This window comes from Thiomicrospira sp. WB1 (assembly GCF_001507535.1).
Taxonomy (GTDB): domain Bacteria; phylum Pseudomonadota; class Gammaproteobacteria; order Thiomicrospirales; family Thiomicrospiraceae; genus Hydrogenovibrio.
The window spans coordinates 151,031-176,540 of record NZ_LQBN01000004.1 but is presented as its reverse complement, the minus strand read 5'-3'; the positions used below and the strand labels follow the sequence as shown (position 1 = coordinate 176,540).

Sequence of the window (25,510 nt, the reverse complement as noted above, 5' to 3'; positions counted from 1 at the left end):
GCTGTTTTGCTCACAGTCGGGCATAAAAAAACCACCAGGCCTGGTGGTTTTTTAGGTTTTGGGACGTCGCCTGAGGGCTTAGCGAATCAGCAGCAGTGGCTTGCGGTTGTGCGCCAGCATCTTGAGGGTAAAGCTGCCGAAAAACAGGCTGCGCAGTTTGCCGTGATTGAACGCGCCCATAACCGTCATGTCGAGGTCGTGCTCGTTCTGGTAGTCCAGCAAGGCCTGTTGCGCGTCCCCGTCCAAGTGCGCCAGCGTGGGGTCAAAGCCTGCCGCTTTGAGGGTGTCGCCGGCTTTGTCCAGCAACGCTTTGGCCTCGGATGGTTTGTCGCTGGCGGTGACCACATGCACGTCCATGTCCCGGTAAAGCGGGCTTTCGGCCACCATCTGCAGGGCTTTTTCCGCCCCTTCGGAGCGGTTATAGGCCAGCATCAGTGACTTGGGTTCTTTGAAGTCGCCATTGACGATGAAAATCGGGCGGTGCAGGCTGCGGATGGTTTCTTCGATCTGGGCGCCAATCCGGGTTTCGTCCTGTTCGTGGTCCTCGCCGCGCACGCCGATCACCAGCACCCGGATTTCGTCTTCCAGGTCTTTGATGGCCTCGGCCACGCCGCCATGACGCTGGCGGGTGATGACTTCTTTCAGCGCACTGCCATCAACCCGCTGCTTGGCTTTTTCCAGCATTTCCTTGCCCGCTGCGATCAGCGCTTTGCTCTCTTTCTGCTCGTCTTCGGCCAGTGTCTTGGACAAGTGCTCGCGCATGTTGGGCGTCAGGTTGCCGGAACGGGAGGTGTGTTCCAACAGCATGGAGTGTTCGATGCTGTGCACCAGTTCCAGCGGTGAGTTCACTTTGCCGGCAATCCAGGCCGAATAATCGGCCACGGCATCACTGATGTGTGAGCCGTCTATGCAGGACAGCACCCATTTTTGTTCCAAGGCTTGCATCAGTGACCTCCCATGACTTTTTCGATTTGTTCGGGTTTGTCGTGCACGGCGTATTTGTCCACCAGGGTTTCACTGGCTTCGTTCAGGCCAATGATGTCCACGTCCGCGCCTTCGCGTTTGAGTCGGATGACGACCTTGTCCAGCGCGTAGATGGCGCTGATGTCCCAGAAGTGAGCGCGATGGACGTCGATGATAACTTTGTCCACGGCCTCTTTAAAATCAAAATAACTTATAAACTTATCCGAGGAGTTGAAAAACACCTGACCGATCACGGTGTAGGTGCGCGTACCGGTGGCCTCGTCAAAGCTGCTCTGGACGGTCATGAATTGGCGCAGGCGTCCGGCCATGAACAGAGCCGCCAACACCACCCCCGTGATCACGCCGAATGCCAGGTTATGCGTCCAGACGGTGACCCCGACGGTGGCCAGCATGACGATGGTCGCGCTGGGCGGGTTGGTTTTGATTTCAGCGATGGAGTTCCAGTTGAAGGTCCCGATCGAGACCATGATCATGACCGCGACCAGAGCGGCCATGGGCACAATGGTGAGGTAGTCGGCCACAAACACCACCATGATCAGCAAAAACAGCCCGGCGGAAAAGGTGGACAGACGCCCGCGGCCTCCGGATTTGACGTTGATGATGGATTGACCGATCATCGCACAGCCGGCCATGCCGCCCATCAGGCCCGAGCCGATGTTGGCAATGCCCTGGCCTTTGGTTTCGCGGCATTTGTCGCTGTCGGTGTCGGTCATTTCATCCAGCACCTGAGCCGTCATCAGGGATTCGAGCAAGCCCACAATGGCAATGGCGATGGAATAGGGCAGAATGATCCACAACGTCTCAAAATTCAGGGGGATGTCCGGGAACAGGAATACCGGCAAAGTGTCCGGCAGTTCACCCATGTCGCCGATGGTGCGCACATTGTCCAGTCCCATGAAGACCGCGATCAGCGTGATGACGATGATGGTGACCAGCGGTGAGGGCAGCAGGGTGCCGATTTTGGGAATGTAAGGGAAGCCGTAAATGATCGCCAGCCCCAGCGCGGTCAGGGCGTACACATGCCAGGTGACGTCCGTCAGCTCGGGCAGTTGTGCCATGAAAATCAGGATCGCCAGGGCGTTGAGAAAGCCCACCATCACCGAGCGCGAGATGAAACTGATCAGGTTTTGCAGATTGAGGTAGCCGGCGATGATTTGCAGCACCCCGGCCAGAATGCTGGCGGCGAGGAGGTATTCCAATCCGTGTTCTTTGACCAGTGTGACCATCAGCAGGGCGGTGGCGGCGGTGGCGGCCGAAATCATGCCCGGGCGGCCCCCGACGATGGCAATGATCACGGCGATGGCAAACGACGCATACAACCCGACTTTGGGGTCCACGCCCGCGATGATGGAAAAGGCAATGGCTTCAGGAATCAATGCCAGCGCCACAACAATGCCGGCGAGCAGGTCGCCGCGAACATTGCCCAGCCAGTCTTTTTTGGATTGGGATAACAGCATAACAGTCCTTATCGAATACGGGGGCCAATCAATAAAGCGCGCATTCTAGTGAATAAGTGCTTGAAACGCAAATAAAAGTCGGCTAAATGCCGCGATCAGGGACGTTTGCGCTGGTAAATCGACCAGGCCTGGTAAGTTTGATGTTCAATCTCGCCCAGCCAGCCCTGGCCGTACAGCTCCAGCCTGAGATCGGTGCAGCCCGGCAGGTCAGGCAGCGCTTGCAGCTCACCGGGTTGCAGGTAAAAATCGGGATGACGGGGGCCATTGGCCTGAACCGGTGCCAGAAAAGTCTGGACCCAGAGTTGCCCGCCCGGTTTCACTGCCTGGACGATCTGGGGCCAAAGGGTTCGATCCAGATAATGGCTGACCGTGATCACATCGAAGCGTTCAAATGGCAGAAGCATCTGGTTGAGGTCGGTGATGCTCACTTGAATCGGCAGACGATGCACCGCGGCCCAATTGTTGAGGTGTTTGAGCGCCACCTCGCTGATGTCCCAGGCCTCGACCTGAAGCCCGCACTGGGCCAGCAAACGGGCATTACCGCCAAGGCCGCAGGCCAGATCCAGCGCTTGGCCTTTGAAAGGAAGTTGGTCAAGATGGTTTTGCAGCACCCAGCTGGCGGCAACCGGTCGGGCCGGATCGATCTCAGCGTAATGCCGGTCCCATTTGGCGGCCAAGGAGGAGGGAGTGTGAGAGTCGCTCATTTCATTTCCTCCAGAAAGCCGCGGTAAACAGAATCAGGAGAGTGAAGATTTCCAGTCGACCCAGCACCATGCTGAAGGTCAGCACCCACTTGACCGGATCGGAGAGGCTTTGAAAATTGGCGGCGGCCTCACCCAGTCCCGGGCCAAGGTTGTTGAGGGTCGCGGTCACCGAGGAAAAGGCCGTGACCATGTCCAGGCCCAGTGCCATCAACAGCAGCATCAGCATCACAAAAATCACGATGTAGAGGGAGAAAAACCCCCACACCGCCATCATGACTTTTTCAGGAATGGCTTTGCCGTTGAGCTTGACCGGAATCAGGGCATTGGGGTGCAGCAGGCTTTTTATTTCGCGGCTGCCCTGCTTAAACAGCAGAACGAAGCGGATGACTTTGATCCCGCCGCCCGTCGAGCCGGCACTGGCCCCGACCACACTCATCATAATCAGCATCATGGGCAAAAAGGCGGGCCAACTGGCGAAGTCGGCATTGGCATAACCGGTGGTGGTGCCAATCGAAATGACCTGAAAAGCGCCATAACGCAGGCTTTCCTGCCAGCTGGGATAGACCTGATGCATGGTCAGGTAGGTGGTGGCGACCAGGATGCCGACGACCAGCAGCGCCACATAGGTCTTGGCTTCCGGGTCGTTGAAATAAGGTTTGACACTGAGATGACGGAAAGCGGTAAAGTGCAGAATGAAGTTAAAGCCTGCCAGCACCATGAAGGTCATGGCGATCAGCTCAATGGCAAGGCTGTCAAAGTGGCCGATGCTGGCATCGTGGGTGGAAAAACCGCCGATGGCGACGGTACTGAAGCTGTGGCTGATGGCGTCAAACCAGCTCATGCCGCCCAGCCAGTAAGCGGTGGCACAGGCAATGGTCAGCCAGAGGTAGATCAGCCAGAGGGTTTTGGCGGTTTCACTGATGCGGGGTGCCAGCTTGTTGTCTTTCATTGGCCCGGGCATTTCCGCGCGATAGAGCTGCATGCCCCCGATGCCGAGCATGGGTAAAATGGCGACGGCCAGCACAATGATCCCCAAGCCACCCAGCCATTGCAGCTGCTGGCGATACCAGAGCAGGGCGCGAGGCAATTGATCCAGACCGGTCAGAACGGTGGCACCGGTGGTGGTCAGGCCGGAGAAAGACTCGAACACGGCGTCTGTGATGGAAATGTCCGTGGCGGCGGCGAAGTACAGGGGGATGGCCCCGACCATGCCCAGTACGGTCCAGAACATGACCACGATCAGGAACCCGTCGCGAATTTTGAGGTCATGGGTTTCGTGGCGGGTAAAAAACCAGAGCAGCGTCCCCACAATCAGCATCCAGACAAAGGCCGAGGTGAAGGCATAGGTGCCGCCATCGTTGTAGATCAGAGAAACGGCAATCGGCGGAATCAGGGTGATGCTGAACAGCATCAGTAACAGGCCAAGAATTTTCAGAATAATGCGGGTGTGCACAATGCCGTCCTAAAACAGGGTTTTCTTTTCACGCGGCAGGAAGCGTTCGGTGACTTCCGCTGCACGCGTCCGGTCATTCAAAAACAGGATGACATGGTCTTCTGCTTCGATGGTGAGGTCACGATGGGCGAATTTGACCTCGTTGTCTCGAATGATGCAGCCAATGGTGATGTCCATGGGCCAGCGGATCTCACTGATTTTGCGTCCGATCAGGTCCGAGCTGTTTTCACTGCCGTGAACGATGATTTCCATGGCTTCGGCCGCGCCGCGGCGCAAGGTAAAGGCTTTGACCGTGTCGGCCTGACGCATGTAATGCAGCAGGCGGCTGGTGGTGATCTGGTCGGCCGACAGGGCCACGTCAATGCTGTTGAGGTGAATCAGGTCCACATAGGATTGGTTGTTCACCAGCGCAATCACGCGACGCACCCCTAGCTTTTTGGCCATCATCCCGGAGATGATGTTGGCCTCATCCGAGTTGGTAACCGCCACAAACAGGTCGATTTCATCGATGTTTTCTTCCAGCAATAGGTTGCGATCCGACACATCGCCATTGATGACGATGGTGTTTTCCAGGCTTTCGGAAATCTGACGCGCCTGGGTGACATTGTGGTCGACGATTTTGACCTGGTGCTGTTTTTCCAGCTCTCTGGCCAGGTTGAAGCCGATGTTGCCGCCCCCGGCGATCATGATGTTCCGCGACGGGCGAAGTTTGTCGCGGCGCAGCTCCTGAACAATCAACGGAATGCTGTCGGGTTCGGCCAGGAAGAAGACTTCGTCGCCCACCTGAATGGTGACGTTGCCGGTAGGAATGACCACTTCATCGCGCCGATAAATGGCGACCACCCGGTTTTGTGCGCCTTCCGGCAGGTAGTGTTTGATCTCACGGATTTTTTTGCCCACCAGTAAGCCGCCGGAGTAGGCGCGCATCGCGACCAGTCGCACCCGGCCCTCGGCAAAATCCACCACCTGCAGAGAGCCCGGATAGCTGATCAGTTGCAGAATGTAATCTTTCACCAACGATTCGGGACTGATCAGGACATTGATGGGAATGGCATTGGTGTTGAGGTTGCGGTCGAACAGTTCCGGGTGGTCCAGATAGCTGGATGAACGCACCCGGGCAATTTTGGTCGGGGTTTTGTGCATGATGTGGGCCAGCTGGCAGGCCACAATGTTGGTGTCGTCCACCTGGGTGGCGGCAATCAGCATGTCGGCTTCTTCCAGACCGGCTTGATTGAGAATGTCCGGGTTCGAAGCATGACCGTTCACTGTACGAATGTCGATGCGGTCCTGAAGGCGTTGCAGATGCGTGCGGTCAAGGTCCACTACAGTGACATCGTTGTTTTCTTTGGCCAGCAGTTCAGCCAGGGAGCTGCCGACCTGACCGGCACCCAGAATGATAATATTCATAAATTCGTTTTCGTGCTTGAAATCATGGCCCCATTGTAGCGCCAAACGCTGGGGAAAATAACCGCTTTCTTGTGTCCGCTATTTCGGGTCTTTGGGATCGATGTTCAATGCTTTGAGTTTGCGGTAAAGATTGGTGCGTTCCACCCCGGAACGTTTGGCGGTTTCGGTGACGTTGCCGCCGGTTTCGCGCAGCAATTGACTGAGGTAGGCGGCTTCAAATCGCTCTTTGGCGGTTTTCAGGTTCACAGACGTGTCCACGTTGCAGGCCGACATCTGATCGGTTTTGCTTTGTTCCAGCGCCTGTTTGACTTCGTCATCGGTGATTTTGCCTTCGCCCAGAATCAGAAGCCGTTGAATCAGGTTCTGCAGTTCCCGGTAATTGCCTGGCCAGGCATACTGGCGCAACACATTCTGCGCCGCCACATCAAATTCACGATAGTTCAGACCTTCATGGGTGAGAAAGTAATCCAGAAAATAATCGATCAGGTCGGGGATGTCTTCGGTGTGTTGGCGCAATGCCGGAACTTCGACCGGCATGACTTTCAACCGCTGAAGCAAGTCATCACGAAACAGCCCCTGTGCGGCCAGATCGTCCAGCCCGCCCTGGGTCAAAGCGATCAGGCGCAGGTTGATGCTGATTTTTTTGTTGTCGCCGGGCCGAACAAAGCTTTGATCAAACACCAGCTGGGCCAGAAAATTCTGCCCATTCTCAGAGAGCGCGTCGACGTTGGAGACCACTAAGGTACCGCCATCGGCGCGCACCAGTTCACCCAGTTGCGTGGTGCCGGTCTGGTGCTGGCCCAGAATCACGTTTTCCAGATCGTCAAAGTCGGCGCCGTGAATTTCATAAAGCGCCTTTTTGTGGCGATCGCCCAGTTTATGAATGGCTTCGGCTACGCGGTGTTTGCCGGTGCCGGGTTCCCCTTGAATCAGCAGAGGCATGCTGTATTTGGCCAGGCGCTCGATGGTGTCACGCAATTCCACCACGCGTTTGCTTTTGCCGATGGGGAGAATTTGTTCGGGCAGCTTTTGCTTGAGGTGGCGGTTTTCAGTGTGTAAGCGCAGGTCCGACAGGGCACGTTCGGCAGTAATTAACAGCTTGGCCAGGGATAGAGGTTTTTCCAGAAAGTCGTATGCGCCCAGTCGGGTGGCTTCGATCGCTGTTTCAATGGTGCCGTGCCCGGACATCATGACGACTCGGCTGTGCTCCAGCAGCGATTCGTCAATCAAACCTTTGAGCAGGGTAATGCCGTCGATGTCGGGCATCCAGATGTCGAGAAAAATCAGGTCGGGGGCCTGGTCGCGCCAGGCCGTTTTTGCCTGCTGCCCGTTGGCGGCGGTGATGACGTCGTAATTCTCCTCACTGAGAATTTCCTGCATCAGGTTGCGAATGTCTTTTTCGTCGTCAACGACCAGGATTTTGGCGGTTTTCATAATGTCTCGGTGGTTTGGGTCACAGATTGATGGGTGTGGCCGGGCAGGGTAATTTCAAAACAAGTGCCCTGCTCGGGGGCCGGTTTATCAATGAGCTGAATGCGTCCATGGTGTTCGTCCACGATTTTTTTCACAATCGCCAGTCCCAGCCCGGTGCCTTTGGGTTTGTCGGTGGCATAGGGTTCAAAAATCCAGTTCCGGGCGTTTTCGGGGATGCCGGGGCCGTTGTCACAGATTTTCAGTATAACAGGTTTCGCCGGATCCGCTTTGCACTGGGTTTCGATGCGGATTTCCGCCTCGTCCTGATCTTCACACGCCTCGAGCGCATTTTTGATTAAGTTGTGCAGCAGCTGGCGTAGTTTGGCGCCATCGGCGACCACCCGTTCGCACGCCGGGTCGAGCGAATAATGCAGGTGCCAGCGCTGGTTTGTTTCCTGATACATGCCGGCGACGTCTTCGATCAGTTGGTTGAGATTGAGTTCATTGAGGGCCAGTTCCGGCGTATTGGCGTATTCGGTAAACGCTTGCACCAGCGATTGCATGGTAGAGACCTGCTCAATGATGGTGTCGGTCAGACGTTCGAGCAGAGCGGCTTCGTCGGGGTTGAGGTGGCGCGCGAGCTTGAACTGCAAACGTTCGGCGGACAGCTGGATGGGGGTCAGCGGATTTTTGATTTCATGCGCCAGGCGTTGCGCCACGTCGGTCCAGGCCGCATGCAGTTGCGCCTGTACGAGTTGGGTGATGTCTTCGACCACCAGCACGTAACCGCCGATTTTCTGGTCCAGGCTGGGCAGGGTGGAGCCATGGATCAGCAAAATTTTCTGAGCATTGGGGGTGTCCAGTGTCAGCTGATGGTGCCAGGGTTTGTTGTCCTGTCGCAGGCGGGGCATGATTTCTTCAAAGAAGGCCGCAAGGTGACTGCGATCCGGTGTGTTGAGGATGTCTTTGATGGTCGATCCCTGCTGAGTGAACAGCTGTGTTTCCAGAATGGCATTGGTGGCATCATTGATGGTTTTCAGCCGCATATGCGGGTCGAGCGTCAAGACGCCACTGCTTAGGTTTTTGATAATGGCTTGCAGGTAGAGTTTCTGAATTTCGGTCTGCTGGTGCCCGAACTTGATTTCATGACGGGCTTTGGCAATCTGCTGGATCATTTCATTGAAGGAGGTGATCAGTTGCCCCATCTCGTCGTCACCGGTTTCCGGGATGGTGACGCTGTAGTCGCCCTGTGCGACCGCCCGCGTGCCCTCGGCCAGGGTGCGGATCGGGCGGGTCATGTTCTGCAGGGCCTGCAAGGTAAACAGCAGAGCGACGATCAGCCCCAACAGCCACACCAGTGCCAGAATCATGGTGAATGAGGTTTTGAGAGGGCCTTTGAGGTAAGACAGTTCCTGGTACTGGTTGGCGGCCACGCGCACCTTGCTGGCCAGTTGGCTGATTTGCTCCGGCAGGGGGAAAATGGCCTGCAGTGCCAGCGTCTGGTTGTTGGCCAGATCCTGGACCGGGATCATGACCCGAATGATCTGGTAGGCGTTGTTGGTGCCCACCTGGGTTTCGATGGCGGCGTAATTACGGTCATTGCGAATGTTCTGAAACAGGCGCGGCGCCGGTTTGGGCGGCAGCAGACGGGAATTGCTGGTGGTGCTGTAGGCGACCAGGCGCCCGTCGCTCTGATAGAGGGCCAGTTCGCGGATGCCCAGTTGCTGGCTCATCTTGCTCAGCGTCAGAACGGGTGTTACCAGCAGGTCAGTGCGGTGCTGATTGAGCAACTGCTCGGTGGCATTGAGCGAGCGCCGAGTCTGGTCGTTCAGGGTGACCTGGACCAGCTCCACCGCGTGGTCGAGCGCATTTTCGGTTTTGACGTCAAACCACTGGTCGATGCTTTGTTGCACGAAGGTGTAAGAAAAATAAAACATGACGGTCAGCGGCAAGCCGATGATTAGGCTGAACAGGCCAGCCAGACGCCGAGTCAGACGGGTGCCGGGAACATTGTCAAGATACTGTCGGCGCAGGCGGTAGAGCGTGCGCCCCAGCATGATCAGCAACAGCAGAACGCCGCTGAAAGAAATAAACAGCAACAGCGAATAGGTCTGGGCAAACTGGGAAGCGTTTTGCAGAATCTGGCTCATCATCACCAGAATCATCAGCAGCACGCTGGCGATGGCGATGAGCAGGCCGTATTGTCGGAAAAACGTCATGGGGTTGTGCCACAAAGATTTCATGGGTGCCTCGCCATGGTTGGTTACAGCCAGCTCTTGGGTGACTGGATTTGAATGGTTTTCCAGTCACTGTCCAGGTGCCAGGCAGAGGAAAACAGGGCATCAATCATCATCGGGCTGGGCAGGGCCCACCGGTTGAGTGACATGCGCACGCCCATATGGTATTCGGTGTTGGGGTGCAGCGTGGCCAGATTGGTGAGCGCAAACCCAGACAGCGTGCCCAGTGTGTCCAGGGCCTCTTCCAGCGTGGAAAAACTCTGAACCTTCTGATTGCGCTGATTGTGCAGAACCCAGGCCTGGTTAAAACCATAGTATTGCAATCGTGTCTGGTATTGAATGCGAACACGGTTGCGCTGATAGGGGATGCCGAGCAGGCTGCGCGATTCGTCCAGCGTGATGTCGGTTTCAAAGGCGATGGGAATCTCGTGGTGCAACGCTTCGACCACATCGGATGGCAGCGTCAGTTTGATGCGGGCATCCAGCATGAGTTGCTGGCTTTCCTGGTAGTCATACAGAGAACGTACCTCGATTCGGCCGTTTTCGGCGGACGGCTCAGCCAGAGCCGCGCCCCACAGAACCATGGCAGATAAAAACGCCAGGGCCGAGGCGAGCAGGTGTTTAATCAACCGAAATCGATTTCCTGAGTCGCGCATAGTAAAAACCATCCATGTCCGGGTCTTTGGATTGACCGGGTAGAATCTGACGGCCGGGCAGTGCCCCGGGCAGGCCCCAGTCGACGTCTGGCAAGGTCGGTTGCGCATCGGGTGTGCGCTGGAGAAAGGCCTGAATCTGCTCGCCGTTTTCTTCGGGCAACACCGAGCAGGTGGCATACAGCAAGGTGCCGCCGGGTTTTAACAGCGGCCAGAGTGCGTCGAGCAACCGGCCTTGCGTGGCCGTCAGTTGCGTGATGTCGTCAGCGGTACGGTGCCATTTGATATCGGGCTGGCGGCGAATGATACCGGTGCCGGAACAGGGCGCATCCAACAGAATTCGGTCGAATAACTGTCCGTCCCACCAGCCCTGCGGGCACCCGGCGTCCCCATTTTCGATTTGTGCGTCCAGTTGGAGCCGGTGCAGGTTTTCGCTCAGTCGCTCCAGACGCTCGGGTGTTTTTTCCAGGGCCAGACACTTGAGCCGGTTGTCGGCCCATTCCTGCAAATGGGTGGTTTTTCCGCCGGGGGCCGCGCAGGCATCGAGAATGGTTTCGTCGGGTTGCGGGTCCAGCAGCGGTGCGGCTAATTGCGCCGAGGCATCCTGCACGCTGAAGTGTCCGGCCTCATACCCGGGCAGACTGGGGATGTGGTGGTTGCCCGTCAGGACCAGTGCCTCGGGGGCATGGGGATGACGGTGGGCTTCGACGCCCGTTTCGGCCAGGTCGGTGAGGTAGGCACTGACCGTGGTGGCAAGGCGATTGATGCGCAGCGTCTGTGGCGCGGGGCGGTTGTTGGCCGCCAGCACGCTCTCCCAGTGTTCGGGGTAGGCCTGTGTCAGTCGCGCTACCAGCCAGTCGGGGTGAGCGTGGGACAAAGCCGGCTCTGATTCAATCCACTCGTTGAGGGCGTCGCGCTCGCGTTGATAAGAGCGAAGCAATGCATTGATCAAGCCTCTGGCCCAAGGTTTTTTCAGTTTTTTTACCAGAGCGACGGTCTCCGACACGGCCGCATGCGCGGGGGTGTCGGCGTGACGTAATTCAAACAGCCCCAAAAGGATTAACTGGTTGATGTTTTCATCTTTGGCTTTCAAGGGTTTTTTCAGTAACCGATCCCGGATGGCTGCGAGCTGGTTGTGCCAGCGCAGGGTGCCCATGACCAGGTTCTGGCAAAAAGCCCGATCCCGGCGGGCGTCAAACTGTGACAGGCCCGTGGTAAGCACCTGGCTGAGCGAACGGCCGTCCTCGACCACCGACAGGAGCATTTTCAATGCGATAAAGCGAGGGTTGGGCGCATGGCTCATGTCAGCACCTGTCCGGTTAATTGACGGGATTGGGCAAAGTCATAGGCCGCCATGGCCTTTTTGCCCGGCGGCTGGACGGTGATCAGACGAACCATGCCTTCCCCGGTGGCCACATCCACACCTTCCGGCTGGACAGACAAGACGGTGCCGGGGGCCGCAGACGAGGACAGTTCCGGTCGGCACTGGGCCTCCCAGAGTCGCAGTGTCTGCGTTTGCCATTGGGTCGTGGCCACTGGCCAGGGGTTGAAAGCCTGAATTTTACGGGTGATCGGTTGCGCTGGCTGGTGCCAGTCAATGGCTGCCTCGGCTTTGCTCAACTTTTGGGCGTAGGTGGCCTGGGCGTCGTCCTGCGCGATCGGCGTCACCCCTGTGTCAGTCAGTTGGTCCAGCGTGGTCATCAGTGCCTGCGCGCCCAGGTCCGCCAGACGGTCGTGCAAGGATTGGGCTGTGTCCGTGGCGTCAATTTCCGTGGCAAGGGTGGTGAGCATGGGGCCGGTATCGAGGCCCGCGGCCATTTGCATAATGGTCACCCCGGTTTGGGGGTCGCCGGCCTCGATGGCGCGCTGGATCGGGGCGGCACCACGCCAGCGCGGCAACAGCGAGCCGTGAATGTTCAGGCATCCGTAAGTGGGAATGTCCAAAACCGACTGCGGCAAAATCAACCCATAGGCCACGACGACCATCAGATCGGGGCGCAGGGCTTGCAGCGTGGCCCGGTCGTCCGGATCTTTAAAATTTTGCGGCTGAAACACTGGCAGGTCATGTTCCAGCGCTTTGGCTTTGACCGGGCTGGGGGTGAGTTTGCGTCCCCGGCCTGCTGGCCGGTCGGGTTGTGTGTAGACGCCGCAGACCGTGTGTGGGCTGTCGATCAGGGCGCTGAGCGCAGGCACGGCAAAGTCGGGGGTGCCGGCAAAAACAATGTTGAGGGTTTGAGAGGTGTTTTGGGTCATAACCGTCCGTTGCGCGGGGTGAAACAAGGGTCAAAGTCAGACCGACGCCAGTGTGCCATCACGAAGAGGTCGCTTTGAGATTGGCCATTTCCTTGCGGTATTTCTGCAAGGCGCGGCTCCGTTTGAGTTGTGACAGATGATCCACAAACAAGGTGCCATTCAGGTGGTCGATTTCATGCTGAATGCAGATGGCCAGCAGATCTTTGGCTTCGAGTTCCACCGCTTCACCGTCGCGGTTCAAGCCGCGGACCAGGATTTCCGAAGGGCGTTTTACTTTGGCGTAGACGCCGGGCAAAGACAGGCAGCCCTCTTCGTAGACGATTTCGCCCTTGCTTTGCACCACTTCCGGGTTGATCAGGGCGATGGGCTGATCCTGGTTTTCCGAGACATCCAGCACAATCAGGCGTTTCTGTATGGCCACCTGCGGTGCCGCCAGCCCGATGCCGGGGGCGTCGTACATGGTGTAGAACATGTCATCGATCAGGCGATCGTAGTCATCGTTCATGCCATCAACGGGCGTGCAAAGGTCTCTGAGTCCCTCATCCGGGTAGAGCACTATATCGAGTTTATCGGTCATAATCGGTTACGTTTAATTGCGGACAAGCTTGCTTTTTGGGCCTGCGGCTCTGACAATAAAAAAAGCGGTGTTCTTTCGAACCCCACCAGATCGAGTCATTATGACTCGTGCAAAGCGCTTATTATAAACGAATTAAAGGCGAATATGTCTGCGCCCACGCTGGAAAACCTGTTGCCGTTTCATTTTGCCGGAATACGTTTCGCCCGGCTGCAAAAAATTCTGGCGGTCTTTGGGGATCTGAAGACGGCGCTCGAGGCGGATCGGGCCAGATGGGAACGTCTGAAACTGTTGACCGCTCATCAGCTGGACCGACTTCTGGACCCGGCGCAGTCAGCCTGGCAGGCGGAGGCACGGGCGTGGCAGTCTGAGTCGGGACAGCACCTGCTGCATTACTGGGCCGAAGGCTATCCACCTCTACTGAAGGAAACGGCGGATCCGCCCTGGCTGCTCTACGTGCGCGGTTCGGTTGATTTGCTTAGCGACCCGCAGGTGGCCATGGTGGGCGCGCGACGGGCCACGCAATCCGGTCAGGCCTCCGCGGCATCGTTGGCGCAGGCGCTTACCGAAAAAGGTCTGACCGTGACCAGTGGGTTGGCGTCCGGCATCGATCGGGCTGCGCATGAGGGAGCATTAAAAGCCGGTCAGACGGTGGCGGTGGTGGCGACCGGACTGGATCGGGTGTATCCCGCGAGCAATCACCGGCTGGCGCAGGCCGTGGCCGCCCAGGGAGCGCTGGTTTCGGAATACCCGCTGGGTACGCGGCCTTTGGCGCGGCATTTTCCGGCGCGTAATCGAATCATTGCGGGATTGAGTCATGGCACGTTGGTGGTTGAGGCCGCGCTGAAAAGTGGCTCCCTGATTACAGCAAAGCAGGCGTTGGAACAGGGGCGCGAGGTGTTTGCGATGCCCGGCTCCATTCACGATCCTCAGGTGAAAGGCTGTCATCAACTGATCCGCGAGGGCGCCAAGCTGGTGGAAACCGCCGAGCATGTGCTGGAAGAGCTGGGCCCCGGCCTGCACTCGGCGGTGGCGCCCCCGGTACAAACCAGTGTGCGGGCCGATCCCCCGGAGAGCGAAACGGACCTATTTCGCTGGCTGACCTATGAACCTTGTTCGCTGGATGAACTGGCCCAAGTCAGTGGTTTGTCGGTGGCGACGCTACAGAGTGAGCTGTTGATGCTTGAGCTGGAAGGCCGGGTCGAAGCGCTTTCGGCCGGGCGGTTTCGACGAATGGGGAACTGAAAGCGAGCAGGGTTTGGAAAAGCGTCCCCATAAATAGTAGAATGCGCGATCAATTTTGTCTGTTGAACCAATCTCGTGTATCTTATTGGCCTCAAACCCAGTCGCCGAGGTTGTTTTAACCAGGCCTGGTTAAAAAGCCCATTCGGCCGCCTGCAACAGATAAACCGGCCAACATAACCGTCAAAGTGAGTGAAACATGACCGATCTGGTGATCGTGGAGTCGCCTGCCAAGGCAAAAACCATTGAAAAGTTTCTGGGACCGGGATTTACGGTGCGTTCCAGTTATGGCCACATTCGCGACATTCAAAAAAAGGGCATGGGCATTGACATTGATCAGGGCTTTGAGCCCCGATATGAAGTGTCGCCGGATAAAAAGAAAACGGTCACGGAATTGCGCAAGTTGTCCAAAGACGCGGAGTCGGTCTGGCTGGCCACGGATGAGGACCGCGAAGGGGAGGCGATTGCCTGGCATTTGGCCGAGGCGCTGAAACTGGATGTGAAAGACACCAAGCGCATCGTGTTTCATGAAATCACCAAAAATGCGATTCAGCAGGCCATTGCCAAGCCCAGACGGGTGGACATGGACCTGGTCGAGGCACAGCAGGCCCGTCGGATTCTGGATCGAATCGTTGGGTTTGAATTGTCACCGATCCTGTGGAAAAAAATCCGTACCGGTCTGTCCGCTGGGCGGGTGCAATCGGTGGCGGTGCGTCTGATTGTCGAACGTGAGCGCGAAGTGGATGCGTTTGAACCCCAGGCCAGTTACCGTGTTCAGGGGACGCTGGACATTCTGGATGAGGCTGGAAACGTCATCGGGGATGTCGTGGTTAAGCGCAGCCAGGCGTTCAAAACCGAAGACGAGGCTCAGGCCTATCTGCAAAGCGTGCAAAAAAGCGCGCTGTCGGTCACTGACCTGCAGGAGAAACCGGGCAAAAAATCACCCAAACCACCGTTTACCACCTCGACCCTGCAGCAGGAAGCCGCCGCCAAGCTTGGTTTTTCGGTGAAGCAGACCATGACGCTGGCGCAGCGCCTGTATGAAGCCGGTAAGATCACCTACATGCGAACCGATTCCCTGAACCTGTCGGAAGAGGCGATTGCCAAGGCCAAGAACACCATCACCCAGGATTATGGCAGCGACTTTGCCAAGCCGCGCCGTTATAAAACCAAGAACGCCGATGCGCAGGAAGCACACGAAGCGATTCGCCCCACGGACTTTTCCACCAAATCGGTCACGGGTGAGCGCAACGAACAGCGTCTGTACCAACTGATCTGGCGTCGGGCCATTGCTTCGCAAATGAGTGAAGCGCAGGTCTTGCGCACCACAGTGGACATCGGCCTGAGTGAACTGCCCAGCGAAAAGCTCACCGCCAAGGGCGAGGTGGTCACGTTTGAAGGCTTTCTGAAAGCCTATGACTTGGACGACGAAAAACTCGACGGCCAGTTACCGCCGCTCAGTGTCGGCCAGGCGCTGCAGGTCCGAGAGCTGTTGGCCAAACAGAGTTTTTCGCGGCCGCCGGCCCGTTACAATGAAGCATCCCTGGTTCGCACGCTGGAAGAAATGGGCATCGGTCGACCCTCGACCTATGCGCCTACCATCGATACCGTTCAGCAACGGGGCTATGTGGTCAAAGAAGATCGCGAAGGCACACCCAGAGACGTGCGTCAATGGGCGCTGACGCCCGAAGGTTTGAAGGCCGAGACCCTCACCGAAAAAACCGGCACCGAGAAAAACAAACTGTTTCCAACCGACATTGCCGGGGTGGTGACCGATTTTCTGGTCAAACATTTTGGCGATGTGGTGGACTACCATTTTACCGCGCTGGTGGAATCCGAGTTTGATACCATTGCCGAAGGCAAGGAATCCTGGCAGGCGATGCTGGATAAATTCTACCAGCAGTTTCACCCGCGTGTGGTCGCCGCCGAAGACGTCTCGCGTGAAGAAGCGGGGCAGGCACGCCCTCTGGGCAATGACCCCAAAAGCGGTGAGCCGATTTTTGTCAAAATCGGACGTTATGGACCCTATGTCCAGAAAGGCGATGGCGAGAATGATGAAAAACCCACCTTTGCCAGCCTGAAACCGGGGCAGAAAATGGACACGCTTAAGCTGGAAGAAGCGCTGGAGCTGTTCAAGCTGCCGCGCGAGGTGGGGCAGATGCCGGAAAGCTATCATGCCACAGCTGTGGACGGCACCCAGTTTGGCGTGGAAAAAGGGCAGACACTGATTGCCAAGCAGGGGCCGTTTGGTCCCTATTTGGAGTACGGTCCCAAAAAATACGCGCCGATCAAAGGCTTTGATCCGCTGTCGATCGAGCTGGAGGATGCCGTGGCACTGGTGGAAGCCAAAATCCAGGCCGAGGCGGAAAAAATCATCCGCGTGTTCGAGGGCACGGACGTCAAGATTCTGAAAGGGCGTTGGGGGCCATACATCACCGATGTGAGTACGCGCAAGAACGCCAAGATCAAAAAAGACGAAGACCCTCAGGCGTTAAGTCTGGAGGAATGCCAGAAACGCTTGGATGAAGCGCCTGAGCCCAAAAAACGGGGTCGGCGCGGTGCGGCCAAAAAGGCCCCGGCGAAAAAAACGGCGACCAGGAAAACCGCCGCGAAGAAAACGACCACCAAAAAGACAACCACAAAGAAAACGACCCGCAAACCTGCGACCAAAAAGACGACCAAAAAATCCACGTCCTGATCGGTGGACGCTTTTTTAGCCGATTGTAAAGGACGGAAGGCAACATTCACCAGGCCTGGTGGTTTTTGCCTTGGATGCCCCTCAATTCAGAGACTGTGAGCATGAAAAGCATTATCGAACAATGCCTGCACCAGGCAGTTGAACAACTCAAGCAAGACGAACTGCTGGCCGATTCCGCCAGCCCGCGCATTCACATTGAAAACACCAAAGACAAGGCACATGGTGACCTGGCCAGCAACTTGGCGATGATGCTGACCAAGGCGGTTGGCCAGCCTCCCCGAGACGTGGCGCAAATGATCATTGATCGACTGCCGGTGCGGGCGGAGATTGCCAAGGTGGAGATCGCGGGACCTGGGTTTCTAAATTTCTTTATGGCCGATGAGGCCAAGTTTGACATTGTGACCGAGGTGCTCACGCAGAAAGAAGCGTTCGGGCGCTGCCAGGTCGGCCAGGGGCGTCGAGTGTTGGTGGAATTTGTTTCCGCCAACCCGACCGGCCCTTTGCACGTGGGTCACGGCCGTGGCGCAGCCTACGGGGCCAGTGTGGCCAGTCTGCTGGCCACAGCCGGGTTCAAGGTGCAAAAAGAATATTATGTTAACGATGCCGGTCGGCAGATGGACATTCTGGCGGCGTCCACCTGGGTTCGGTATTTGCAGCGCTGCGGCGAATCCATTGCGTTTCCGGCGAATGGTTACCAGGGTGACTACATCTACGACATCGCGGATGCGCTGGTCGAAAGCCATGGTGAGGCGTTTCGGCATTCGGCGGAGACGGTGCTGGCCTCATTGCCTGCCGATGAGCCAGATGGCGGAGACAAGGAAACCTACATTGATGCACTGATTGAACGGGCCAAAACCCTGTTGGAGAACGGTTATGAAGCCGTTCTCAAAGCCGCGTTGGATGCGATTTTGCAGGATATTCAGGAAGATCTTGCCGAATTTGGTGTGACCTTTGATGAATGGTTCTCAGAACGTTCGCTGATGGATTCAGGGCTGGTGGATGCCGCCATCGAAAAGCTACAGCAGGCCGGGAAAATCTATGAGCAGAACGGCGCGCTCTGGTTCCGTTCGAGCGACTATGGCGATGAGAAGGATCGCGTGGTGGTGCGCGACAATGGACTCAAAACCTATTTTGCCTCGGACATCGCCTATCACTTCAATAAGCTGGAACGTGAGTTTGATGTGCTGATCGATGTCTGGGGGGCCGACCACCATGGGTATGTGCCGCGGGTCAAGGCGGCCATGGCGGCATTAGAGACCGACCCGGACGCCCTTCAGGTACTGTTGGTGCAGTTTGCGTCCCTGTGGCGTGGTGGCGAAAAGCTGGCCATGTCGACGCGTTCGGGGCAGTTTGTCACCCTGCGCCAACTGCGCCACGATGTGGGCACGGATGCGGCGCGTTTCTTTTATGTGCAGCGCAAATCCGAACAGCACATGGATTTTGATCTGGATCTGGCCAAGTCACAGAGCAATGAAAACCCGATTTATTACATTCAATATGCGCATGCGCGCATCTGTCAGGTCTTAAATCAGGCCGCCGACAAAGGCTGGGCGCTGGATATTGAGGCCGGTTTGGCGAACATGGATCAGCTGGAGGCCGACGCTGAAAAAGATCTGGCGATTCTGCTGGCCAAGTATCCGGAGACCATTGCGCGCGCGGCCAGTGCCTACGAACCGCATCAGATTGCTTATTATCTCAAGGACTTGGCGCAAGGCTTGCATACTTACTACAACGCCTGTCAGTTTGTTGTGGACGATGCGTCCCTGCGAAATGCGCGCTTGACGCTGGTCAGCGCGGTGCGCCAAGTCCTGCAGAACGGTTTGGCCATTCTGGGCGTGGCCGCACCGGAGCGGATGTGACACAACTCAGCAGGCGAAGGATGGCAACATGACGCGGGATTACCGCCACGGACCGGTCAAGCGGCAACCCTATCAGCGCCAGTCGCAGCGTGCACCCGAAGCCGATCCATCATCGGAGCAGATGCCAAAAAAACGAGGCGGTGCCTGGGCACTGGCCGTTGGCCTGAGTGCGGCCTTGATGGGCGCTTACTGGGTGGTGACCCATTTTGCGGAACGCGGGGTCAAGTCGGAAAAAGTGGAGGCATCTGAGGCGGTGGCGGAAGCCGAGCCTTTGAACGATGTTTCAGTGACTGACGACACCGCTCCTTCGGATGAAACGGCTCCTGTGACCACACAGTCGGGGGCGGATGATGACACGCACGGATCGTCGGAGCCAGCGCCTAAGCTGGTCGAGGCATTGCCCAATCCTCATGCACATGAGGCGTCGGCTGAGAAAAAAGAGGTGGCGTTTACCTTTTATCAGGGGTTGGCCGAAGCCGAAGTCGTGGTGGATGCGATTCCATTGTCGGTTAAACTGGATGTGCCGCATTATATACAGGCGGGGTCATTTGGCGCCAAGCGCTACGCGCTGGCCGAACAGAAACGCCTGAAAGCGCATGGACAGTCGCTGACGGTGTCCAAGCTGACCACGGAGCATGGCACCTATTACCGATTGCGTATGGGCCCTTTCGATGATCGGCTGGCACTGAACAAACAGCGCAACGCGTTACGTCGCCTGGGCGTGGATACCCTGATCATTCGTGATCAACAGAGCGATTAACTGGTGTCTTCTTCTGTGGGCGCTGCGGCCACCACCACTCGATTCCGTCCCTCTTTTTTGGCCTGGTATAAGGCGTCGTCCGTCCGGTGAATCCAGTCTTCGATGTCTTCACCCGTGTAGGCCGCGACACCAAATGAGGCCGTGATCTCCCCCAGGTTTTCACTGGAATCTTTGCGCTTGAGACGCGCCTGCTGCAGGGTTTTTCGAATGGTTTCGGCGCGCGCCTGAGCGGACTCAAGGTCGCTGTTGGTCAGCAGAATTGCAAACTCTTCCCCACCGAAACGGCTGATGCTTTCGTTGTCCCCGCGTGTTTTCTTCATCATGTTGGCAAAGTAGCGTAAGACGCTGTCACCCACCAAATGGCCGAAGGTGTCATTGAAACGTTTAAAGTGGTCAATGTCGGTCAGAATGAGAATCAGTGATCCGGGCTGTGACGAGTGTTCCTCCACGGCATCGCGGATGGTGTGGTTAAAGGCTTTTCGATTGCCGATTTCGGTGAGTTCATCGGTCATGGTTTCGGCTTTGGCTTCGATCAGCTGCTGGCGCAGATGAGCAATTTCTTCGTTGCTTTGCAGCATGTCCTGCTGAAATGCTTCACTGGAGGCCTTCATTGAGGACGCGGTGCTGAGAACCGATTGCGTCAGCTCCCGCAGACGTTCGGCGTCCACGTTTTCTGCAGTGAGTGAGTCGGTGCACTGATTGAGGGTTTCGGTGTGTTGTTCAAGCTTGTCGCTCCAGGCATTCATCTTCTGAATGACCAGGTTGATCAGACGTTTGAACGCGCGATCAAACTCGTTGGTCGGTTCGTCCTCAGCAAAGTATTCGTCATAGAGTCGGCGACCGAGTCGATCGTTGTAGCCGAACGGGTCATTGAGCGCGGCGTCCATTTCCTGACGAAATTTTGGATGATTGCCTTTGTAGTACTGATACCAGATGTAATAGTTCAGGGGCGTCGGATTGATTTCCTGATCATCGAAGACGTCAACCAGTTGCCTGAAAATGCGTTGTGCTTTATCGGGTGCGTCTTTGATGTCCAATAACATGCCGGCCTCGAAGTCAGATGTGTGCAATGCGGACATTTTACACCTTTCATTGGATGGATGGTATTACCGCTTACGATGGATTATAGTAGCGGCATGATAATGCAGGAGGTGACATGCTGAATTCTTCGTCCATTGATGCCGCGATTGAGCGCGTTCTGTCAGCGCTGCCGGAACAGGCTGGCAGTTTGCCTGACTCCGTTAAATCTCATCTCAAAGCCACGCTGGCGCAACAACTCGCTCAGCTGGATTGTGTGTCCCGAGAGGCCTTTGATCATCAATCGGAGGTGTTGGTCAAAACCCGCCTGAAACTGGAAGCCTTAGAGAAGCAAGTGGCCGAGCTGGAGGCGTCTCTGGAGTCGTCGGCTTGAGCCAGTCGCGTTACGCGTGTGTCTTCAGCCGGGCGCTTCAGGGTGTCTCAGCGCCTGAGATTCAAGTAGAGGTGCATGCCAGTAACGGGCTGCCCAATATTTCGCTGGTAGGATTGCCCGAGGCCAGTGTCAAGGAATCACGCGATCGGGTTCGCAGCGCTTTGTCCGCGAATGGTTATAGCCTGCCGCCCAAGCGCATCACGGTGAACCTGGCGCCAGCCGATTTGCCCAAGCAGGGCAGTCGTTATGACTTGGCCATTGCGTTGGGCGTGCTGGCTGCAACGGGGGCGGTGACGTTTGCCAAATCGCTGGCGGGGTTTGAGTTTTTGGGCGAATTGTCGTTGGACGGGCGCTTGCGCCCGGTCCCGGGCATGTTGCCCGCTGTGATTCAGGCCAGTCAATCCGGTCGTTGTGTGATCGTACCTGAGGAGAGCCTGCCGGAGTGCGCTCGGGTGACTGGTGCAAACGTACTTGGCGCGGCGCATTTGAACGAGGTGTGCGCCTATCTTCTGGAAGAGTACGAGCTGCCTGCGGCAAACGCAATGCTGACCGAGACGGCCCCACCGGTGTATCAGAAAGACATGCAGGATGTGCAGGGGCAATTGCAGGCCAAGCGGGTACTGGAGCTCTGTGCCAGCGGTGGTCATTCGTTGTTGATGATCGGGCCGCCTGGTTCGGGAAAAAGCATGCTGGCTGAGCGCTTTCCTACGATTTTACCGCCTTTGGAAGAAGAACAGGCATTGGCTTTGGCCGCTATTCACTCGGTGGCCGGCAAGGAGCGTGCACCGGATGAGTTCTATCAGCGTCACTTTGAAAGTCCGCATCACAGCGCCACGGCCGCTGCGATGATCGGCGGCGGGTCAGGCAGTGTGATCCAGCCGGGCGCGATTTCTCTGGCGCATCACTCGGTGTTGTTTCTGGATGAGCTGCCCGAATTTCAGCGGCCCGTGCTGGAAGCCTTGCGCGAGCCGCTGGAAACCGGCAGGGTTCAAATCACCCGCGTCAATCAGAAAGTGTCTTTCCCTGCTCAGGTGCAATTGATCTGCGCGGCTAACCCTTCGCCCAGCGGTTTTTTTGCTGATGATCCGCAAGGTCGCTGCAAAGATACGCCCGAACAGATAGCGCGTTATCAACGCAAATTGTCAGGCCCTTTAATGGATCGGATCGATTGTCATCTGGAAGTTCCCGCAGTGGAATATGCGGAACTGGCCGGACAACACAAGGATGCGAACACCGAAACATCTTCGATGATACGTTCCCGCGTGGCGGATTGCCAGGCCCGTCAGCAGGCCAGGCAAGGATGTCTGAACGCGGAGATGCCCGTGTCAGCCATGCAGCAGCAATGGCCGCTGGACGATGCCACCCATGCGCTGCTGGAAAAAGCGATGAACCGTTTGGGACTGTCCGCACGAGGCTATCACCGGATTTTGCGTGTGGCTCGAACGCTCGCTGATATGCAGGGTCAGACGGACATTGGTGCCCAGGCGGTGAGCGAAGCGCTTTCGTATCGACGTCTGGACCGATGGGGTGGTCAGGGATGATGGAGTCGATGTATCTCAGTGCCCTCGTTGTTGGGTTGCTGGGCGGCGTGCATTGTCTGGGTATGTGTGGCGGTGTGGTCGGGACACTGACGTTTCAGTTGGAACCCAAAGCTCAGGTGAGTTTCTGGCGCATGCTGCCTTATCAGTTAGGCTATAACCTGGGTCGCATCAGCAGCTATGCCCTGATGGGGGCGGTGTTTGGTTATCTCGGGCACACGTTGATCAGTCTGACCGATCTGCTGCCCTTGCAGCAGACCCTGCAATGGCTGGCAGGCGGTTTTATGATTTTGCTGGGTTTGTATCTGGGCGGCTGGTGGCAAGTACTGGTGCATGTCGAAAAATTGGGTCAGCGGCTGTGGAAACGGATTCAGCCATTGGGTCAGAAAATGCTGCCGGTTCGCCATTTTCACCAGGCCTGGGGGTTTGGGTTTGTCTGGGGTTGGTTGCCATGCGGCTTGGTTTACAGCATGCTGATTATGGCTTTGTCAGCCGGTGGTGCCCTGCAAGGGGCCGGAGTGATGCTGGCTTTTGGCCTGGGGACGCTGCCAAACTTGTTATTGATGGGAAGTTTTGCGTTTGTGTTTACCCGTCTGTCACGCAATCGTTGGGTGCAAAAAGGGGCCGGGCTAGGCGTCATTGCCATGGGGGCATGGCAATGGTACCTGGCGCTTTCACTGGAGGTGAATTAATCTGTTTTTATTCGCTTAATTTTAGAACCCAGGCTGATTTGCCAGTCAGCGCCTCGAATTCTGATGCCGCCTTCCTTGCTTTACGCTGAGATTGATAAGCCCCTGCTCTCACCGAAAAATATCTTTTACCATTAATGAACCTTTGTGCGTAGGTGGCCCTGTCCAGTTGAAAGCGCTCAATAAAGTTCTTTGCATCCTGCTCTTTCACAAAACTGGCAAGTTGAACGGTATAGGGTGCTGTTGAACTTTCACTGGTTTGCTTTTCATTTTGTTGCTGGTTGCTTCTCGGTGCAGGTTCCTTAGAGGTGGTCTTTTTGCTGGTTTTGACCGGGTTCAGCCGTCCCTGATCCATATCTTCCAATTTTCGAATCCATACCGAACGACCTATCTTGGTTTGATACTCAGGCACTGCCTGTTTGGCCTTACTGTAGCCCGCGAACTGACCAGCACTGACCGCAAAATATTGTTTCCCTCTGACTTGTCTTAGTTCATAGTGAGCTTGTTCTAGTTTGAATCGCTCGATGAATGCTTTGGCATCCTGTTCTTTCACAAAACTGGCAAGTTGGATGGTATAAAGAGGAATGTGATTTATTTCTTTTTGCGCAGAGTCGTCTGACTTCTCAGTTTTAATTGGGTTCGGTTCGTTTTCTGAAAGTGTTTCGGGTTGCCCTTTCTCCTCTGGAGCGTCATTCAGTTGATTTGTCTTTGCTTTTTCGCCTGCGTCAGCCACGGTTGGACTGGTTGTTTTTTCTGCCAAAATGTTCAAAGGGCGGACAGGGGTTTGATCTGTTGTGCGTTGGTCTAAATGGTGCGTTACGGGGGTGGGAACATCGAGAAAACGAAATTCGATATTGAGTTGATTTAAGAGTAATCCCATGCCTGAAACAATCTTATATTGCGCTTTTAAGCGGTCGGCTTCATTGTTGATCAGTGTTTCCAGGGCGCCATAATATTCATTTTCAGTGTTCAGCAAGTCCAAGAGTGAACGGCGCCCAAGACTGAATTGTTTTCGGTAACCAATTAATGTTTCGTGGGTCATGTTGATGTGTTGGCTGATGTGCTCAAGCTGCTCGGAGATGTAAGTATTGGCATTCCAGGCATAACGCAAATCTTCAATCACTTGTCGGCGGGTGTTATTTCGAATTTCAGCGGCCTGATGGTATTGACTTGCGGTGCGACGACGAACGGCTGAGTCACGTCCCCCATTATAAAGGTTATATCGCATTCTAAGCATGGCCTGCATGTTTTCCTCACGCCCTTGAATGCCATTAATGTTTTCATCCATTGAGCGGCTGATCTCGATATCAAAGCGCGGGTAAAATTGGCTTCGGCTGCCTTTGTACTGCATTTTTGCTTCAAAAACGTCTTCGTCCGCAGATTTGATTTGCGGGTGTTCTAATAACGCAATGTGCGTGGCTGTTTGGATGTCCTTGGGTAACTGAATGGAAAATTCAGGTTTCATCAAAAGAGAGTCAGGATCCCTCCCTAGAATGCGTCGAAAGGATGCTTTGACATCATCATAGTTATTTTTGGCAGCGCTCAAACTTGATTTGGCCAAGGCGACGCGAGCCTTGGCTTGGTTGAGTTCCACCTGATTTCCAATACCGGCATCGGTTCGTTTTTTGATTTGGTCAAAGATCTTCAAATGCGTGTCCAGGTTGTTCTGGGCCAGTTTGAGTAACTCATCTTCTTTCAACAAATCGATGTAGGCCTGAATCATTTGCATGGCAAGGTTGTTTGCCGTGGCCAGGGCCTGATAGGCTTGGGCGTTTCGTTTGTGCTTAACTCTGGCGACGTTGTCCTGGGTCGCAAACCCTTGAAACAGGTTTTGCGTTAAATTAATACTGCCTTCTTTTCGTGTCAGGCCGTCCCCGCCACTGTTATCAATGCCGCCAACGTCCGATCGATCTACCTCTTCGTAGCCGATGCCTGCATTGAGATCAACGGTTGGGTAGTAGCCGCTTTGTGCCTCTCTCAGTTCAGACTGAATTGCCCGGTACGCTTTGATTTCCTGACGAAATTCCGGGTTGTGGAGAACGGCGTCTTCGATGAGTTTTTCAAAAGGGGCAGCATACGTGACACGGACAGAAAAGGCTGTGGCAACCAAAAATGCAATGATGGCTGTTCGTGCAATTGAAAGAGTGCGTTTCATGCGAGAACTTCTTTTATATGTAA

At 56.0% G+C, this 25,510-nt stretch carries 20 protein-coding genes; 7 read left to right on the top strand and 13 right to left on the bottom strand.

Annotated features, from left to right (window positions below; all coding sequences use genetic code 11):
- Positions 1-78: 78 nt before the first annotated feature.
- The 11 genes from AVO41_RS10135 to def all read right to left on the bottom strand — a co-directional run bounded on the left by AVO41_RS10135 (position 79) and on the right by def (position 13,138).
- Positions 79-945 carry a universal stress protein gene (locus AVO41_RS10135; RefSeq protein ID WP_068586565.1) on the bottom strand — a complete coding sequence of 289 codons (867 nt, stop codon included), beginning with the start codon at positions 943-945 and terminating at the stop codon, positions 79-81.
- A complete protein-coding gene (locus AVO41_RS10130) occupies positions 945-2,441 on the bottom strand; it encodes a SulP family inorganic anion transporter (protein ID WP_068586563.1) in 1,497 nt (498 codons plus the stop codon). The genes AVO41_RS10135 and AVO41_RS10130 overlap by 1 nt, the downstream gene beginning before the upstream one ends.
- A gap of 95 nt (positions 2,442-2,536) precedes the next feature.
- Positions 2,537-3,145 (bottom strand): bifunctional 2-polyprenyl-6-hydroxyphenol methylase/3-demethylubiquinol 3-O-methyltransferase UbiG, encoded by a 609-nt coding sequence (locus AVO41_RS10125; RefSeq protein ID WP_068586560.1) that lies wholly within the window; start codon positions 3,143-3,145, stop codon positions 2,537-2,539.
- A 1-nt stretch (position 3,146) separates the two neighbouring features.
- Complete coding sequence (locus tag AVO41_RS10120) at positions 3,147-4,598, bottom strand: TrkH family potassium uptake protein (RefSeq protein WP_153003536.1); 1,452 nt, start codon at positions 4,596-4,598, stop codon at positions 3,147-3,149.
- 9 nt (positions 4,599-4,607) lie between these two features.
- The gene (gene trkA / locus AVO41_RS10115) at positions 4,608-6,005 is read right to left on the bottom strand and encodes a Trk system potassium transporter TrkA (protein WP_068586557.1); all 1,398 of its coding nucleotides are present in this window, start codon (positions 6,003-6,005) and stop codon (positions 4,608-4,610) included.
- Between the two features lie 78 nt (positions 6,006-6,083).
- Positions 6,084-7,439: a sigma-54 dependent transcriptional regulator gene (locus tag AVO41_RS10110; protein WP_068586554.1), complete on the bottom strand. Its 1,356-nt coding sequence runs from the start codon at positions 7,437-7,439 to the stop codon at positions 6,084-6,086.
- Positions 7,436-9,661, bottom strand: coding sequence for an ATP-binding protein (locus tag AVO41_RS10105; RefSeq protein WP_068586551.1), 2,226 nt, complete (start codon positions 9,659-9,661; stop codon positions 7,436-7,438). The genes AVO41_RS10110 and AVO41_RS10105 overlap by 4 nt, the downstream gene beginning before the upstream one ends.
- 20 nt (positions 9,662-9,681) lie before the next feature.
- Positions 9,682-10,311: a DUF4390 domain-containing protein gene (locus AVO41_RS10100; protein WP_068586549.1), complete on the bottom strand. Its 630-nt coding sequence runs from the start codon at positions 10,309-10,311 to the stop codon at positions 9,682-9,684.
- Complete coding sequence (gene rsmB / locus AVO41_RS10095; RefSeq protein WP_068586544.1) at positions 10,277-11,611, bottom strand: 16S rRNA (cytosine(967)-C(5))-methyltransferase RsmB; 1,335 nt, start codon at positions 11,609-11,611, stop codon at positions 10,277-10,279. The genes AVO41_RS10100 and rsmB overlap by 35 nt, the downstream gene beginning before the upstream one ends.
- Positions 11,608-12,561, bottom strand: coding sequence for a methionyl-tRNA formyltransferase (gene fmt, locus AVO41_RS10090; protein ID WP_068586537.1), 954 nt, complete (start codon positions 12,559-12,561; stop codon positions 11,608-11,610). The genes rsmB and fmt overlap by 4 nt, the downstream gene beginning before the upstream one ends.
- A 58-nt stretch (positions 12,562-12,619) precedes the next feature.
- On the bottom strand, positions 12,620-13,138 hold the full coding sequence (def, locus tag AVO41_RS10085; RefSeq protein WP_068586534.1) for a peptide deformylase: 519 nt from the start codon (positions 13,136-13,138) through the stop codon (positions 12,620-12,622).
- Between the two features lie 144 nt (positions 13,139-13,282).
- Here def and dprA point away from each other — a divergent pair, with 144 nt between their 5' ends.
- The 4 genes from dprA to AVO41_RS10065 all read left to right on the top strand — a co-directional run bounded on the left by dprA (position 13,283) and on the right by AVO41_RS10065 (position 19,694).
- Complete coding sequence (gene dprA, locus AVO41_RS10080; RefSeq protein WP_068586531.1) at positions 13,283-14,380, top strand: DNA-processing protein DprA; 1,098 nt, start codon at positions 13,283-13,285, stop codon at positions 14,378-14,380.
- Positions 14,381-14,576: 196 nt separating this feature from the next.
- On the top strand, positions 14,577-17,075 hold the full coding sequence (gene topA / locus AVO41_RS10075) for a type I DNA topoisomerase (RefSeq protein ID WP_068586528.1): 2,499 nt from the start codon (positions 14,577-14,579) through the stop codon (positions 17,073-17,075).
- 101 nt (positions 17,076-17,176) lie between these two features.
- Positions 17,177-18,934: an arginine--tRNA ligase gene (argS, locus tag AVO41_RS10070; RefSeq protein ID WP_068586524.1), complete on the top strand. Its 1,758-nt coding sequence runs from the start codon at positions 17,177-17,179 to the stop codon at positions 18,932-18,934.
- 28 nt (positions 18,935-18,962) lie between these two features.
- Positions 18,963-19,694, top strand: coding sequence for an SPOR domain-containing protein (locus tag AVO41_RS10065; RefSeq protein ID WP_068586521.1), 732 nt, complete (start codon positions 18,963-18,965; stop codon positions 19,692-19,694).
- Here AVO41_RS10065 and AVO41_RS10060 read toward each other — a convergent pair.
- A complete protein-coding gene (locus AVO41_RS10060) occupies positions 19,691-20,773 on the bottom strand; it encodes a GGDEF domain-containing protein (protein ID WP_235584733.1) in 1,083 nt (360 codons plus the stop codon). The two genes, AVO41_RS10065 and AVO41_RS10060, sit on opposite strands and share 4 nt — an antisense overlap.
- A gap of 77 nt (positions 20,774-20,850) precedes the next feature.
- Here AVO41_RS10060 and AVO41_RS10055 point away from each other — a divergent pair, with 77 nt between their 5' ends.
- The 3 genes from AVO41_RS10055 to AVO41_RS10045 are packed head-to-tail and all read left to right on the top strand — an operon-like array spanning position 20,851 to position 23,335.
- The gene (locus AVO41_RS10055) at positions 20,851-21,105 is read left to right on the top strand and encodes an accessory factor UbiK family protein (RefSeq protein ID WP_235584732.1); all 255 of its coding nucleotides are present in this window, start codon (positions 20,851-20,853) and stop codon (positions 21,103-21,105) included.
- Positions 21,102-22,646 (top strand): YifB family Mg chelatase-like AAA ATPase, encoded by a 1,545-nt coding sequence (locus tag AVO41_RS10050; protein ID WP_068586519.1) that lies wholly within the window; start codon positions 21,102-21,104, stop codon positions 22,644-22,646. Before AVO41_RS10055 ends, AVO41_RS10050 begins: the two co-directional genes overlap by 4 nt.
- Positions 22,643-23,335 carry a sulfite exporter TauE/SafE family protein gene (locus AVO41_RS10045; protein WP_068586516.1) on the top strand — a complete coding sequence of 231 codons (693 nt, stop codon included), beginning with the start codon at positions 22,643-22,645 and terminating at the stop codon, positions 23,333-23,335. Before AVO41_RS10050 ends, AVO41_RS10045 begins: the two co-directional genes overlap by 4 nt.
- 7 nt (positions 23,336-23,342) lie before the next feature.
- On the opposite strand, the gene AVO41_RS10660 is transcribed toward AVO41_RS10045, so the two are convergent.
- Positions 23,343-25,487, bottom strand: a complete 2,145-nt coding sequence (locus AVO41_RS10660; RefSeq protein WP_082676737.1) for a TolC family outer membrane protein — start codon at positions 25,485-25,487, stop codon at positions 23,343-23,345.
- Positions 25,488-25,510 lie beyond the last annotated feature (23 nt).

Bases quoted from the DNA above. Each gene is read 5' to 3' on its own strand.
- AVO41_RS10065 (WP_068586521.1), top strand. From the start codon at position 18,963: ATGACGCGGGATTACCGCCACGGACCGGTCAAGCGGCAACCCTATCAG.
- argS (WP_068586524.1), top strand. From the start codon at position 17,177: ATGAAAAGCATTATCGAACAATGCCTGCACCAGGCAGTTGAACAACTC.
- rsmB (WP_068586544.1), bottom strand. From the start codon at position 11,611: ATGAGCCATGCGCCCAACCCTCGCTTTATCGCATTGAAAATGCTCCTG.
- def (WP_068586534.1), bottom strand. From the start codon at position 13,138: ATGACCGATAAACTCGATATAGTGCTCTACCCGGATGAGGGACTCAGA.
- trkA (WP_068586557.1), bottom strand. From the start codon at position 6,005: ATGAATATTATCATTCTGGGTGCCGGTCAGGTCGGCAGCTCCCTGGCT.
- topA (WP_068586528.1), top strand. From the start codon at position 14,577: ATGACCGATCTGGTGATCGTGGAGTCGCCTGCCAAGGCAAAAACCATT.
- AVO41_RS10055 (WP_235584732.1), top strand. From the start codon at position 20,851: ATGCTGAATTCTTCGTCCATTGATGCCGCGATTGAGCGCGTTCTGTCA.
- dprA (WP_068586531.1), top strand. From the start codon at position 13,283: ATGTCTGCGCCCACGCTGGAAAACCTGTTGCCGTTTCATTTTGCCGGA.
- fmt (WP_068586537.1), bottom strand. From the start codon at position 12,561: ATGACCCAAAACACCTCTCAAACCCTCAACATTGTTTTTGCCGGCACC.
- AVO41_RS10045 (WP_068586516.1), top strand. From the start codon at position 22,643: ATGATGGAGTCGATGTATCTCAGTGCCCTCGTTGTTGGGTTGCTGGGC.
- AVO41_RS10110 (WP_068586554.1), bottom strand. From the start codon at position 7,439: ATGAAAACCGCCAAAATCCTGGTCGTTGACGACGAAAAAGACATTCGC.
- AVO41_RS10130 (WP_068586563.1), bottom strand. From the start codon at position 2,441: ATGCTGTTATCCCAATCCAAAAAAGACTGGCTGGGCAATGTTCGCGGC.
- AVO41_RS10135 (WP_068586565.1), bottom strand. From the start codon at position 945: ATGCAAGCCTTGGAACAAAAATGGGTGCTGTCCTGCATAGACGGCTCA.
- AVO41_RS10100 (WP_068586549.1), bottom strand. From the start codon at position 10,311: ATGCGCGACTCAGGAAATCGATTTCGGTTGATTAAACACCTGCTCGCC.
- AVO41_RS10105 (WP_068586551.1), bottom strand. From the start codon at position 9,661: ATGAAATCTTTGTGGCACAACCCCATGACGTTTTTCCGACAATACGGC.
- AVO41_RS10125 (WP_068586560.1), bottom strand. From the start codon at position 3,145: ATGAGCGACTCTCACACTCCCTCCTCCTTGGCCGCCAAATGGGACCGG.
- AVO41_RS10660 (WP_082676737.1), bottom strand. From the start codon at position 25,487: ATGAAACGCACTCTTTCAATTGCACGAACAGCCATCATTGCATTTTTG.
- AVO41_RS10060 (WP_235584733.1), bottom strand. From the start codon at position 20,773: ATGTCCGCATTGCACACATCTGACTTCGAGGCCGGCATGTTATTGGAC.